Here is a 14,904-nt window from a genome sequence, read left to right on the forward strand (position 1 = left end):
TAATAGAAACATTGTGTGCAAAAGAGAATTCTCTTTTTTTAGCAATCCAAAATACAACGAAACAATTCAAGGAGGTACCTGCATGATTCAAGTATCAGGTGTAGGTCTACGTTACGGTGACCGTAAATTATTTGACGATGTAAATATTAAATTCAACCCAGGTAACTGTTATGGCCTAATCGGTGCAAACGGTGCTGGTAAATCAACTTTTTTAAAAATTTTATCTGGTGATATTGAGGCACAAGAAGGCCACGTATCAATGGCTAAAGATGCACGTCTTTCAGTATTAAAGCAAAACCACTTCGAGTACGATGAATTCAACGTATTAGATACGGTTGTTATGGGTAATAAACGTCTTTGGGAAGTAAAAGCCGAAAAAGACGCAATCTATATGAAACCTGAAATGACAGACGAAGACGGTATGCGTGCAGCTGAACTTGAAGGCGAATTCGCTGACATGAACGGTTGGGAAGCAGAATCTGATGCTGCCACTCTTTTAAACGGTTTAGGTATCGGCGACGACCTGCACTATATGTTAATGGCTGACTTAGAAGGTTCTGACAAAGTAAAGGTTTTACTTGCACAGGCTCTATTCGGTAAACCGGATGTTTTACTTCTGGATGAGCCGACAAACCACTTGGACTTAAAAGCGATTAAATGGTTGGAAGAGTTTTTAATTAACTTCGAAAACACTGTAATCGTTGTATCCCATGACCGTCACTTCCTAAATAAAGTATGTACACATATTGCTGACTTAGACTTTGGTAAAATTCAGCTTTATGTTGGGAACTACGATTTCTGGTATGAGTCAAGTCAATTAGCGCAAAAAATGATGGCTGACCAAAACAAGAAAAAAGAAGAAAAAATTAAAGAATTAAAAGAATTCGTTGCACGTTTCTCTGCAAACGCATCAAAATCTTCTCAAGCAACGTCTCGTAAAAAAATGCTTGATAAAATTGAGCTGGATGATATCCGTCCTTCAAGCCGTAAGTACCCGTTCATCAACTTCCAAGCTGGTCGTGAAATCGGGAATGACGTATTAACAGTTGATGGCTTAACTGCTTCACAAGATGGCGAAATATTATTCAAAGACATTCGCTTCTCAATGAACAAAGAAGATAAAATTATCCTTTTAGGTTCACCAAATGCAAAATCTGCATTTATGGATATTTTAATGGATCGTAAACAAGCAGATGCCGGTACGTATAAATGGGGTGTCACAACATCTCAAAGCTACTTCGAAATGGATCATGACCAATATTTCGGAGGCAATGAAAAGTCATTAGTTGAATGGTTACGCCCTTATTCTCCGGAAGATGAAACTGAATCGTTCTTACGTGGTTTCTTAGGCCGTATGCTATTCTCTGGTGAAGAAGTGAAGAAATCCCCTGCTGTACTTTCAGGTGGAGAGAAAGTTCGCTGTATGCTTTCAAAAATGATGCTTTCAAATTCGAACGTATTATTATTGGATGAACCAACGAACCACTTAGACTTAGAATCCATTCAAGCACTGAATGAAGGTTTAATCCGCTTTAAAGGCGCGATGATCTTTACATCACATGACCACCAGTTCATTCAAACAATTGCTAATCGCGTAATTGAAATCCGTGAAGACGGTTCAATTTTAGATAAGCCATTAACATACGATGAATACTTAGAGTGGAAAGATGCTCAAGGCTTATCTTAAGATAGAAAATAAAAAAGAAGGTGTGCAGCGTAGCTGTACCCTTCTTTTTTGTATTTTTATCGACTTACTCTCTAATTGACCGTTCAAAAATATCGAGAATTTCAAGTAATTGCTTCTTCTTATTTTCATCCGCTTTAAGCTGGTCAAGTTTTTCTTTGTATTCTGTCATTGAATACCGGGAAAGTACCGGTAAGTCATACGTTTTTACAAGTAAATCAAAAAGTGTTTGCTGTTCTTCTGTTAACCAACTATGAAGTGCGTAAATATTTACGAAAATATACTGCCCCTCATCGTTTAAACCAATAGGAGGCGCATATTCCGATAAAGAAAACGAAAATTCAGGCTGTGGTTCAAGTGGTTCGACAACCTCAGTTAGCTGCATATCCCACATTTTTTGAAATTGGTCTTCCCATAATAAATCTGCCGCTGTTCTGTAGCGCGCTTCAATCCAGCCCTTATTATAACGACCATCAGGATCAATACCAATATTCTGATCTTTCATTAATTGTAAAAGCAGTTCATATTCTTCTTTCACTAATAAATAATCATTGATATAGGCAGACAAAGGAATTTCAAATGTCTGTAATAAATCATCTATATACTTTTTAAAAGAAGGATTTTGTAATTGTTCGTTTAAAGATTTTTCAAGTTTTGCACGCGTACTTGAACGGATTGTTTCATCTAATTCAATTCCAAAATCCTGTTTCAAATAATTAAATAAAGCGTACATCGCAACAATTTCTTCATGGGCAATTCGAAAAGCATAGAATTTTTTGGGAATTTCTTCCTCACGGTAATAATATTCATGCTCATACAGCTGTAATGTAATATCTTTATGCTTTCGTAATTGATTAACGTCAAACATAGGAATTTCATTAAACTCATAATTTGTCACTTCACCAATATCCCAATCAATTGTCCGCTCCGCGATTTCAAATATTTCCATCAACTCGTTCGCAATTGCTTTATTTTCAGAATCTGGTGCTGCTTCTTGCTGTAATGCATCTTTGTATAGATTAAAATTATACCGCCCCAATTCATGTAAATTATATTGTTTTTTTATAACGTAAAGAAAATCCCGCTGTTCCATTGTTAGATCAGATTCACTAAATTCTTTTGAAGCAAAAATTGGTTCACCAGCTAGATTTTTAGTGAAATTAAAAAAATTACTGTCGATTGCGAACGGCAAATCGAATTTCGGATGATCAGGCTCTATATGGATAAGCTTGCTTTCCGCCAAATATTCCAAGTAATCAAAGGAAATCCCCATTTTTTTCTGATAGAGCGATTGCTGATCACTACTCGGATAGCTAAACAAGCCACTTTCATCCTGAACGAGACCCTTATTACTGGAAAACATGTCTTCTTTTAAAAGATCATGTTCTGTATTAATTAATAAGTATTGCTCGATATAGTCCTGATTGCTTATATTAAGCACTTGGAACATGGTTTCGAGATAAGGTTTTAATAAAGGGTCCTGCAAATCCTTCGTAAGTTGTTCTTCTAAAAGTTCTCGTTGTAATTGACGCTTTTCATCACTTAAGGTGATATTTTGTTGCTGCAAATAATCGATCAGAGCATATTTATTTATTGCATCATTTAACGCATAAAATGTTACAGCTTCTTTCGATTGCATTCGATGATCTCGGTAAAATAGCTCATACTGGTGAATTTTTAAGTAGATCTCGCTTATCGGTCTAAAATTATCCCCACTGTCCGCAAGGGTGTTCTTTTGCTCGTTTGTTTCTTTAGTTTGTTTTTGCCAATAAGACATTCCGAACACACCGGCAATGATAAATATAACAATCGCTATCCACTTTATTAATGAGGTATTTTTTATATTGACTTCATTAAAATTTCGTATTGATAACTCATCCCTTCATTTTCGTTTTTCCAAATTATAAATTCATCACCATAACAGGAGGAAGATAATAGACTACGGCAAAACAGTGCTAAAACTACGTAATATGTGTTTTTAGCACTGCATTTATCGCAGTTTCCGAGGCACATTGCCCTCGTTTAAAATATTAGAACAAAAGTGCTGAAGCGTCCGACCAACGCTTTATCAGATAGAAAGCACCTTATTTTTACTGAAAAAACTAATTTGCTATCAAAGCATTAGTTTTCAATAACGGAATATTTTACCGTTATTTAAATGATGTTGTTCATTTTGGAATAAATAAGGGAACGTTTTACCGTTATTTTAAATAAAAGCTCAAAATTTCATGTTTTTTAGGTCAATAACGGAAATTTCTTCCCTTATTCTTACTGATTTTTATATTATTTTCAAAATAACGGAAATACCTTCCTCTATTTACCTCATTATGCAATTCAATATCCTTGAAGCCGCCTAACACACCTTTATCGCAGCAGTACGGGCTAAATTAGAAAATATTATTTTTTCAATTTTGTTACCCCTAATTATAGCGATAAACCAAATTATAACATTATATGTAAAAATATGCTAAACACATAAAAAAGCTGCGTATCAATTGATACGCAGCTTAGGATTTTCAAGATTATAGTTTTGTAACGTTCTCTGCTTGTGGTCCGCGGTTGCCATCTACAACGTCGAATTCCACTTGTTGACCTTCGTCTAATGTTTTGAAACCGTCACCTTGAATAGCAGAGAAATGTACGAATACATCATTTTCCCCTTCTACTTCAATAAAGCCAAAACCTTTTTCTGAATTAAACCATTTTACTGTACCTTGTTTCATATTGTATACCTCCGAAAATAAAAGTTAACAATTTAAATGTCCCAAAAAATAAAAAAACACACATTACAAGAGCACCGATCAACTAACTCGATTACTGTTTGTAATATGTGAATCCATTGTATTCGGTCAAACATTTCAATTGTTAAATACAGTATATATTCGGCGTTATTTCCTGTCAATTAGAATTATTTAAATTATAAAAATTTTGATTTAAGTAGAAATTACCTCAGGAGTTAATATTATAATACCGTGATAAATTTGATTATCTTCATCACATGCTTCACAGAACTCACATTCTTCTTCAGACCAAAATGCATAAAAGCGGTCATTTTTGTATGCTTCAAACTCATATTTTTCGCGGAATTGTGCAAGTAACTGATTAAATGCTATTAGGAATTGTTGTTCTGTCTCAAATTTTTCAACAGATACAATATGTTCTTCCCACCCGTCAAATTGCCACCAAGGCTCATAATCTGCTTTCATATATATAATTTGATACATAAACATTTTCCTTTCTTTATAAGACCATTCTATACAGAGAACATGAATATGTCTAATAATCGATATTTTCATATGATACTGCAATTGATACGACAAGTAATAGTATAAATTTATTAAAATGGGATGATTGAATTTTTAAAGAACCTCACACAATATTCCTTAGCAGCTTTTATCGTTTTCAAACATTTTACTTTGTTATTTGAACAAAAACTTGATACGATTAGAAAAAGACTTTCTTTTTTTTATTTGTGAAAGAATTAAAGTCTGAAACTTTTTATCGTTTCAAACGTATCAATAGTATCGAGTAAAGGAGGTACGAAAATGCTTGGTCCTATAAATTTTCTTACAAGACACTTAATAAACTTTTTAGTCTTCTCAACTGCTCTAACGCTTACTTTTGTAAATTTATCGGGTATAGCGACGATGCTTGCACTACCTCTTGGAGTAGGTGCCTATCTCATTAGCAATAAGGTGACATTGGGCATTCAGAAAACTACTCAAAGTAAAAAGCTGGGGCTGTCAAAATCCGAATACAATTTAATTGAAGCACAAATTAAACAGGCCCGTGCACATATTCAGGCATTGAATCAGCAGTATATCCGTGTACGTTCTGTACGCTCATTTAAACAAATAAATGAAATGTCTAAATTATCAAAACGCATAATCAATATTGTTCAGACTAATCCCCAAAAGTTTTATGCAGTAGAAGATTTCTTTTATGCACATTTACCTTCAGCTGTTGAGCTGTCGGATAAATATACATTATTAACAAAGGAGCAGGTTCCTGGTACGGATGTACATTTAGCTCTGGAAGATACGCGAAAAACATTAAAGGAGCTTCAAATAACGATGGAATCCGATTTGAAGAGTGCTTTATCTTCAGATATCGAAAACTTAAAAATCGAACTTGACTTTGCTAAAATGTCGAATGAAAAACGTAAAGATCGATTAAAAATCGGCGGTGAGTAACAAATGAATATGACGAATAATCCATTTGATGCCTTTACAACAAGTGAGAATACAGACTTACAAGTAAGTAAAGAACAATTTGCGGTGAACGTTGCGAACAATGCAGCCTCACCGCTTTTCGCATCATTATCAAATCAAATGAAGCAAAGGGTATTACAACTAGCGCAAAATTTGGAACCAAAACAATATGAAGATGTTCTTGCATTTGGTCTGCCCGCACAGGAAGCATTAAAGAAATTTACTTCCCAAATGTTGCAATACATCCAGCGAAAAGATGTCCGAAAAGTGGGTGAAGTATTATCGGATTTAATGCAGCATTTAGAAATGATAGATCCGGATGCTTTGATCGAGCAGGAAAAAGGTTTTTTTGCAAAGTTATTTAACCGTTCCAAGCAGTCTATTCAGGAAATTATGACTCATTATAATAAATTAAGTAAAAGAATAGACCGATTAAGTATTCAATTAGAATATAATCAAAGTGCCCTACTGAACGATTACCAGTTTTTAAATAAATTATATGCAATGAATGAGGAATACTTTCAAGAAATCAATATTTATATTGCGACTCTTGAAGTAAAAAAACAGCATATGAGGGATGTTGTATTGCCTGCCCTTCAACAAGAGGTAGTAGAAGGTCAAAACCCTTTTAAACAGCATGAACTGAAAGATTTGGAAATGCAAATTGAATGGATTGACCGCCGTATGTATGATTTAGAGCTTTCGCGGGAAGTTTCCATCCAATATGCTCCCCAAATCCGTATGATCCAACAAACAAATCAACTGTTAATCGAAAAGATTCAAAGCTCTATTATGACGACTATTCCTCTATGGCAGTCCCAAATAGCCATGTTATTGAATATGAACAACCAGCGTCGCGCTATGCAATCACAGGAACGTCTGATGAATGCATCAGAGCAATTAATGCGCAAAAACGGTAAGATGCTCGAAGCTTCCAGTAAAGCAGCAAAACGTCCTGCACTATCACATAACGATGTTGACCGCTTTAAACAAACTCAGCTTCAACTATTGCATGATATCGAAGACACGTTGCGTATGCACGTGAAAACAGATGAAAAGCGCCATGAGATCGAACATATTATTTTAGAGCAAAAATAAAAAACGGGTACGTAAAAGACATTATAGCCTTTTACGTACCCATTATTTTTAAGCAAAATACTCTTTGTAGAATCCGCCAACTTCACCTGTGTTATCAATAACAAAGATGAATTCTTCCGTCTCATTCTTCACTTCATATTCCTTGCCTACTGTTAATACATTTGATACTAAATACTTTGATGCATCCGTATGTACACATTTTACTGTACGAATCGTAGGTGCATCTTTCCATTTTAAATGTAGCATGCTGTTCCCTCACTTTTAACAAATATCTATACTCTTCTATTTTATATGATTTTACCGCTATAGGAAAGCCTCGATCGTATAAAAAACGGTAAGCGCCAATAATTGATAGAAACAATAGTACATGTTAAACTCACATTCAGAGGTGGAATTTATGGCATTTGGTAGTGTTCCAATGTGGTTTTTTGCAATAGCAATTGCATTTGCCGTTGTCTTTATACTTATTAGTGAATGGAATTCAAGAAAGTAAAGCTAGGCAAAAGAAAAACAAGGGTGTGTTCCGGATTAAGTTATCCGGAAACCTCCTTGTTTTTTGCTAATAAACTATTTTTATAGATGAATTACTATTTTTAACGCAACGTACGCTTTAAAAATTCCTTCGTCCGTTCATGACTTGGATTTACAAGTATTGCTTCCGGTGACCCTTCTTCTACAATGACCCCTTTATCCATAAAGACGATGCGGTCTGATACTTCTTTTGCAAATTCCATTTCATGCGTTACAATCAGCATTGTATTTCCCTGATCAGCGAGATGACGCATTACTTTCAATACTTCCCCTACCATCTCCGGATCGAGTGCAGAAGTCGGTTCATCAAATAACATTACATCCGGATCCATCGCTAAAGCACGTGCTATAGCAACACGTTGTTTTTGGCCACCAGATAAATGCTTTGGCTTTGCGTTTTTATAGGCACTCATACCAACAAGCTCCAGGTACTTCATCGCATTTTGCTGTGCCTCTTCTTTTGAACGCTTCAACACTTTTATTTGTCCGACTACGCAGTTATTAAGTACGTCTAAGTTATTGAATAAATTAAACTGTTGAAAGACCATTCCTAAATGTGTACGGTACTTTTCTATATGGTGTCCATCATTTAATATATTTTCTCCGTTATATATGATTTCTCCGGCTGTAGGCGTTTCGAGCAAGTTAATGCATCGTAACAATGTCGATTTCCCAGAACCAGAAGATCCGATTAATGTGACAACTTCCCCTTTATTCACCTGGAAGTTAACATCTTTTAATACTTCATGGTCACCGAATTTTTTATTTAAATGGTTAATGTCAATTACAACTGTCATATTTTATTTACCATCCTTTTCTAGCTTATTGCCTGTAATGAGCTCCACTTTATAGGAAGCAGGTCCATCCATCTTCTTCTCAAACAGTAATAAGAACCTTGTTACGGTAAATGTCATAATGAAGTACAATACCGTTGCAATAAAGAATGCTTCGATATATTTATAGTTGCTTCCGGCTATTGAGTTCGCAGTGAAAAATAGTTCCACGACGGAAATAACACTTAATACGGAAGAATCTTTTATATTCATAACGAACTGGTTGCCTGTAGCAGGTAATATATTGCGCGCTACTTGTGGAATGACAATATGTAACATCGTTTGAAGATGATTCATGCCAATCGCCTGAGCTGCCTCAAATTGCCCTTTATCGATTGATACAATACCACCTCGTACATATTCAGCCATATATGCCCCTGTGTTTAAAGTTATAACAACAGAAGCTGCTAAAAAACGGTCAATATCAATCCCTAAGTAAACGAGACCATAAAACACAACCATCGCCTGTACCATCATTGGGGTCCCTCTGAAAATCTCAACATATGAAGTTAAAATAAAGTTAAATACTTTCAAAATAATCGTTTTTATATTTCTTTTACGTTGTGGAATCGTATGCATAATACCGATAAAAAATCCGATAAGTGTTCCACAAATTGTTCCGATAATCGCTAATAGAAGTGCAGTCCAAGCTCCACGTACGAATAAATCCCAGTTATTCGTAAACAAGTTCCATGATGATTCCAAAAATGCCATAGTCTTGTCCTCCAATTCTTTCTTATTAATACTCTATATGTATTGGGTAATGATAATAGAAAAAGGTTGTCTCCCGTTTGCCGGCAAGACAACCTTCATAAAAAATAATTGCAACACGATTATTGTGCTGCTGGTTGATTTGCAATTGCGTCTTCCATTAATTGTTGACGCTCTTCTTCCGAAATTTCAGCCAATACTTTGTTAATTTGTTCACGTAAATCAGATCCCTTTTTCAACCCTACTGCTACAGCTGTTGACGCTTCATCTGCTTCGAAGTTTGGTTCTGGAACGATATACTTTATGTTGTTTAATGCCATCTCAGCAGAAATCCCTTCCGGACGTTCAGAAACGTAGCCATCGATTGCACCTGATTGTAATTGGACACGCATTGCACCAAAGTCAGTTGCTGCAACCTGCTTATTTACACCTTCGATTTGATCGATTACGTCATAGTGTGTCGTCGATTGCTGACCTGTAATTTTTGCACCTGAAAAATCAGCTAATGCTGTTGCATTCGCATATGGACCATCTTCTTTTACTACGATTACATAATCACTTGTATAATAGTTTTCTGTGAAATCTATTGCTTCCATACGATCAGGCATTGGCGACATACCTGCAATTACTAAATCAATTGCTCCAGATTGTAGAGAAGGAATTAAACCATCCCAGTCCGTTTTTACAATTTTCAATTCCATATCCAAGCCTTCAGCAATCTTTTTTGCGATTTCTACATCATAGCCTGCTGCATATTCTTTCGAACCATCAATCGGTACGCCACCGTTTGAATCGCCTTTTTGCGACCAGTTAAACGGTGCATAACCAGCTTCCATACCAACCTTTAATACTTTCTTGTCAGAACCAGTTGATTTTTCATCATCTGTACCACATGCTGCAAGTACAAATATTGTCATCATTGCGGTAATGACCATTAATAATTTCTTTTTCAAGTTAACTCTCCCCTTAATAAATGTATTTCAGGCTTTTAGAAATGAAAAAAAACGACCAAAAAGGATATCCTTAGGTCGTTTACATTCACGATTAGCCCAAATCCTCTACAGTTCCCAATATGAGATAGCACACCTCAATCATCCGGGAAGAAGATTGAGACAGTCCTGCAATTATTTATTACAGACCCAGCGCTGTTAAATCGAGCTATAACAACACTTCGGCGATATTTCCTTCTTTTATACTTCACTGTCAGCTCAATGACTCCATACAAAACTATTAAATACCGCACCTCTACCTCACTAAGCTGTGAGGTTTTGTTATTAAATTAATAGTTTAAGTTTAACATTATTCTAACTTTTCCGTCAACACTCATTTTTCTGAAATTTAAAGGAAAAAAGCTAATTCGCAATATACATTACGAATTAGCTTTCAATGTTTTAATTATGAATTTAATAATAAATCTTCTGGGTTTTCGATCATTTCTTTAACTGTTTTTAAGAAGCCAACAGAATCTTTACCATCGATAATACGGTGGTCGTAAGATAATGCTACATACATCATTGGGCGAATTTGAACTTCACCGTTAACAGCTACTGGACGGTTAACGATAGAGTGCATACCTAAAATACCAGCTTGAGTACCATTCATGATTGGTGTAGACATTAATGAACCGAATACACCACCGTTAGTGATAGTGAATGATCCACCAGCCATGTCGTTTAAGCCTAATTTTTTGTCGCGTGCTTTACCAGCTAATTCAGCGATGTTTTTCTCGATTTCAGCAAAGTTCTTAGCGTTAGCATCACGAACTACTGGTACTACTAAACCTTCTTCAGTTGATACAGCGATACCGATATCGAAGAAGTTGTTTAAGTGAATTTCGTCACCGTTAATTTGAGCATTAACGTATGGATATTTTTTAAGTGCTGCAACTACTGCTTTTGTGAAGAATGACATGAAACCTAATTTAATGTCATTTGCTTTCACGAATTGTTCTTGTTTGCGTTTACGTAAAGCCATGATGTTAGTCATGTCGATTTCGTTGAACGTAGTTAACATTGCAGTTGATTGTTTAACTTCTAATAAACGTTTTGCAATTGTTTGACGACGACGGCTCATTTTTTCAACAGTTACACGATCAGTGTCACCTGCTGGAGTGAAGATCATTGGACCATTTCCAACTGGAGCTGCAGTTGCTTGTGCAGGTGCTGCAGGCGCTGTGCCATGAGCTGCTACATCTTGAACACGTACACGACCTTGAGGATCTACTGGAGAGATCGCTGCTAAGTCAATGCCTTTTTCACGAGCTAATTTACGAGCTGCTGGTGAAGCAATTACTCGCTCACCTGAAGTTTCTTCAACTGCTACTGGAGCTGGAGCTGCTGCTGCTTTAGGAGCTTCTTCTTTTGCAGGTGCAGCAGGAGCTGGTGCTTCCTCTTTTGCTGCAGGTGCTGGAGCTGCGCCTTCGCCAGCTTCAACTACTGCGATTACTTGTCCTACTAATACAGTATCGCCTTCTTCAGCTAAAATTTGAGTTAATACGCCTGCTTCTTCAGAGATGATTTCAGCGTTTACTTTATCTGTTTCTAATTCTACGATGAATTCGCCTTTTTCTACGCGATCTCCAACTTTTTTAACCCACTGGGCAATTGTGCCTTCAGTAATTGATTCTGCTAATTCAGGGACTTTAATTTCAGCCACGTTCATATCCTCCTTTTATTACGCTATACAGTTATTGTATAGCAAGCTACCCCTACCTTGTATAGAAGTAGCTCGGTATCAATCAATCGATTATATTATTTTTCAAGTGCTTCGTTAACTAATTTCGCTTGAGCTGCTTTATGTGAATCGCCATCACCTTCAGAAGTTGAGCTCATTGCAGGACGACCTACATAGCGAACTTTTTTGCCTTCAGCAATTTCATATAAAGTTTCAAGAACATAAGTCCATGTACCTTGGTTTTTTGGTTCTTCCTGTACCCAAACAATTTCTTTCACATTTGGGAAACGAGCGATAATATCTTTCACTTGTTGTGCTGGGAATGGGTAAACTTGTTCAACACGAACGATGTGTAAGTGGTCAAAACCTTCACCATCTTTTACACGCTCTGCTAAATCAATCATTACTTTACCTGTACCAAGTACTACTTTTTCTACAGCTTCAGCATTTTTACCTAAACCTGGCTGTTCAATTACTTCCTGGAAACGACCAGTTGCAAGTTGTTCAGCAGTCGCTGCAGCTAATGGGTGACGTAATAATGATTTTGGAGAAACCACTACTAATGGACGTACACCTTCAGTACCTAATAATGCAGCTTGACGACGTAATAAGTGGTAGTAGTTACCTGCGTTAGAGCAGTTTGCTACGAACCAGTTATTTTCAGCTGATAATTGTAGGAAACGTTCCATACGGCTAGATGAGTGCTCTGGACCTTGACCTTCATAACCATGTGGTAATAAAAGTACGAAACCAGATTTTTGACCCCATTTAGAACGAGCACTTGAGATGAAGTTATCAAACATTACTTGTGCCATGTTTGCAAAGTCACCGAATTGTGCTTCCCATACAGATAGTACGTTTTCGTTTTCTAAATTATAACCATATTCAAACCCTACAACACCCGCTTCTGTAAGTGGTGAGTTGTAAACTGTGAATGAAGCATTTGCACCTTCAACATGGTGTAATGGTGTAAATTCAGCACCATTGTTTTTGTCATGTAATACTAAGTGACGTTGAGAGAAAGTACCACGTTGTGCATCTTGACCAGTAAAACGAACCGGTGTGCCGTCTTGTGTAATTGTTGCATATGCTAATGTCTCAGCATGACCCCAGTCAATTTTACCTTCAGTAAATGCATCACGACGTTTTGCTAAAATTTTACCTAATTTGTTTTGTGGTTCGAAACCGTCACCAAATACAAGTAGGTCTTCATTCACTTTAGCTAAACGCTCTGCATCGACTTTCGTGTCAATTTCAGGGAATTCAACTTTTAACTCTTCAGGCATTTCAATAGATGTATGTTCGTCTTTTTCTGCCATTGCCTTAACATGGTCATAGGCAGCTTGCATTTCTGCATAAATGCTTGTATCCAATGCCTTAACTTCATCTGCAGATAAAATACCTGCTTCAGCTAGCTGTGCACCATATAATGCTCGGATTGGCTCATGTTTTGCTACTAATTTATATGTTTCAGGGTTTGTTACTGTCGGATCATCTGTTTCATTATGACCGTAGCGACGGTAACCAATCAAGTCGATTACGATATCTTTTTTAAACTTAGCACGGTATGCCGCTACAAAACGACCTACAGCTGCTACTGTTTCAGGGCTATCTGCATTCACATGGATTACAGGAATATCATAGCCTTTTGCTGGATCTGATGAGTAGTTTGATGAACGAGAATCATGTAATTCAGTTGTGAAACCGATCATGTTGTTCGCGATAATCTGTACAGTACCACCAGTTTTAAAGCCAGCTGTTTGAGAGAAGTTAAAGCCTTCAGTTACAATCCCTTGACCTGCAAATGCTGCATCACCGTGAAGAATAATACCCATTGCAGAAGATGGATCATGCTTAGCAACGCCCGGTTTAGAAGTATCATCTTGTGCAGCGCGCACAGAACCGATTACAAGCGGGTTACCTACTTCTAAGTGAGAAGGATTGTATGCTAATTTCACATTCAAGCCAGAATCATGTGTGTAAGATGCACCCATGTGATACTTAACGTCACCAGTCCAGCCTTTAGTAATTTGTAAGCGGCCATCTTCCGGTAAGAAAAGTTCATTTGAAACGTGTGCGAAATCTGAGAACATCATATCGTATGGTTTTTTCAGAACGTGAGTCAGTACGTTTAAACGACCACGGTGAGCCATACCGATGCGTACATTTTTAACACCATTTGATTCAGAAGCCTTAATGATTTCATCTAATAAAATGATTTGTGTGTCTAAACCTTCTCCAGAGAAGCGTTTTTGACCAACGAATGTTTTATGGATGAATTTTTCAAAGTTTTCAATACGTGTTAAACGTTCCAACACGGCTTTCTTTTCTTCTGGAGTTAAAGAGGCTTTAAATGCTCCTCCTTCAATTTGTGCTTCGATCCAAGCACGCTCTTCCGCGTTTTGTAAATGTGCAACTTCTACCCCTACTTTATCTGTATAAACAGACTTCAAGTAATCAATTGCTTCTTTACCGTTAGTAACGCCTGCAGGGACATTTGCAAAAAATACTGATGCAGGAATGGCCTGAAGATCTGCTGCCGTTAAATTGAATACGCTTTCTTCAATGCGTGAAGTGTCTAATTGACGATTTTTTAATGGGTACAAATCTGCTGCTAAATGACCATATTCACGAATAGATTCTGCCAATTTAACTGCTGCTAATACTTTTTTGTAGTCTCCAGTACCTGCTACAGCTGCTGTTGCAACTGGTTGTTGACCATCTGCAAATACAGGACCACCGTAAGCTTGGAATAACTGTACTAATTCCGGTTCAACTTCTTCAGGAGATTGCAGGAATAAGTCGTATTGCTCTAATACATAACCTAAGTTAGGACCAGAGAATGCTGACCATGGAGAACCTGCAGGTAATACATTGTTCGACATGAAAATAACCTCCAAATTTTGCCTTATGGCTGTTCCAATAATTTACTTAGAAAGAAATAATTTTATATACCACAATATAAAAATTATTATCCTTCTGCTGTTGATAATAAAGTATTACTTTTTTATCTACCAAAATAAATCAAATAATATTTTACCACTCTTCCACATAGACTAAAAGCACATTATAAAAGGGGGAAGAACGTTTTTTCCATCTCAATCTTACTACTCTTCACAAAAAATACAACTCTTTTTATAAAAATTAGCATATTTTTTCTTGA

At 36.5% G+C, this 14,904-nt stretch carries 12 protein-coding genes and 1 riboswitch; of the genes, 3 read left to right on the forward strand and 9 right to left on the reverse strand.

Annotated elements, in window-relative coordinates; translation table 11 throughout:
* Window positions 1-82: 82 nt before the first annotated feature.
* On the forward strand, window positions 83-1,687 hold the full coding sequence (locus tag NYE67_RS09350; protein WP_340727932.1) for an ABC-F family ATP-binding cassette domain-containing protein: 1,605 nt from the start codon (window positions 83-85) through the stop codon (window positions 1,685-1,687).
* Window positions 1,688-1,751: 64 nt separating this feature from the next.
* Here the strand turns inward: NYE67_RS09350 and NYE67_RS09355 are convergent, their stop codons facing one another.
* The 3 genes from NYE67_RS09355 to NYE67_RS09365 all read right to left on the reverse strand — a co-directional run bounded on the left by NYE67_RS09355 (window position 1,752) and on the right by NYE67_RS09365 (window position 4,908).
* Window positions 1,752-3,461 carry a hypothetical protein gene (locus NYE67_RS09355; RefSeq protein WP_340729837.1) on the reverse strand — a complete coding sequence of 570 codons (1,710 nt, stop codon included), beginning with the start codon at window positions 3,459-3,461 and terminating at the stop codon, window positions 1,752-1,754.
* A gap of 745 nt (window positions 3,462-4,206) precedes the next feature.
* On the reverse strand, window positions 4,207-4,407 hold the full coding sequence (locus NYE67_RS09360; RefSeq protein WP_191703368.1) for a cold-shock protein: 201 nt from the start codon (window positions 4,405-4,407) through the stop codon (window positions 4,207-4,209).
* Window positions 4,408-4,617: 210 nt separating this feature from the next.
* Complete coding sequence (locus NYE67_RS09365) at window positions 4,618-4,908, reverse strand: DUF1033 family protein (RefSeq protein ID WP_340727934.1); 291 nt, start codon at window positions 4,906-4,908, stop codon at window positions 4,618-4,620.
* Between the two features lie 321 nt (window positions 4,909-5,229).
* On the opposite strand from NYE67_RS09365, the gene NYE67_RS09370 reads away from it, so the two are divergent.
* On the forward strand, window positions 5,230-5,877 hold the full coding sequence (locus NYE67_RS09370) for a 5-bromo-4-chloroindolyl phosphate hydrolysis family protein (protein ID WP_340727935.1): 648 nt from the start codon (window positions 5,230-5,232) through the stop codon (window positions 5,875-5,877).
* Between the two features lie 9 nt (window positions 5,878-5,886).
* Window positions 5,887-6,993: a toxic anion resistance protein gene (locus NYE67_RS09375; RefSeq protein ID WP_340729838.1), complete on the forward strand. Its 1,107-nt coding sequence runs from the start codon at window positions 5,887-5,889 to the stop codon at window positions 6,991-6,993.
* Window positions 6,994-7,041: 48 nt separating this feature from the next.
* Here the strand turns inward: NYE67_RS09375 and NYE67_RS09380 are convergent, their stop codons facing one another.
* From NYE67_RS09380 to NYE67_RS09405, 6 genes are all read right to left on the reverse strand, one after another.
* On the reverse strand, window positions 7,042-7,239 hold the full coding sequence (locus NYE67_RS09380) for a DUF6501 family protein (protein WP_191698974.1): 198 nt from the start codon (window positions 7,237-7,239) through the stop codon (window positions 7,042-7,044).
* A gap of 347 nt (window positions 7,240-7,586) precedes the next feature.
* Window positions 7,587-8,321, reverse strand: a complete 735-nt coding sequence (locus tag NYE67_RS09385) for an amino acid ABC transporter ATP-binding protein (protein WP_340727937.1) — start codon at window positions 8,319-8,321, stop codon at window positions 7,587-7,589.
* 3 nt (window positions 8,322-8,324) lie between these two features.
* Window positions 8,325-9,071, reverse strand: coding sequence for an amino acid ABC transporter permease (locus NYE67_RS09390; RefSeq protein WP_340727938.1), 747 nt, complete (start codon window positions 9,069-9,071; stop codon window positions 8,325-8,327).
* 119 nt (window positions 9,072-9,190) lie between these two features.
* A complete protein-coding gene (locus tag NYE67_RS09395) occupies window positions 9,191-10,021 on the reverse strand; it encodes a transporter substrate-binding domain-containing protein (protein WP_340727939.1) in 831 nt (276 codons plus the stop codon).
* A gap of 117 nt (window positions 10,022-10,138) precedes the next feature.
* Window positions 10,139-10,324, reverse strand: a riboswitch (Lysine riboswitch).
* 139 nt (window positions 10,325-10,463) lie between these two features.
* On the reverse strand, window positions 10,464-11,723 hold the full coding sequence (gene odhB, locus NYE67_RS09400; protein WP_340729839.1) for a 2-oxoglutarate dehydrogenase complex dihydrolipoyllysine-residue succinyltransferase: 1,260 nt from the start codon (window positions 11,721-11,723) through the stop codon (window positions 10,464-10,466).
* Window positions 11,724-11,818: 95 nt separating this feature from the next.
* A complete protein-coding gene (locus NYE67_RS09405; protein ID WP_340727941.1) occupies window positions 11,819-14,626 on the reverse strand; it encodes a 2-oxoglutarate dehydrogenase E1 component in 2,808 nt (935 codons plus the stop codon).
* Window positions 14,627-14,904 lie beyond the last annotated feature (278 nt).

The sequence above is a fragment of the Solibacillus sp. FSL W8-0474 genome (assembly GCF_038004065.1).
Classification (GTDB): domain Bacteria; phylum Bacillota; class Bacilli; order Bacillales_A; family Planococcaceae; genus Solibacillus; species Solibacillus faecavium.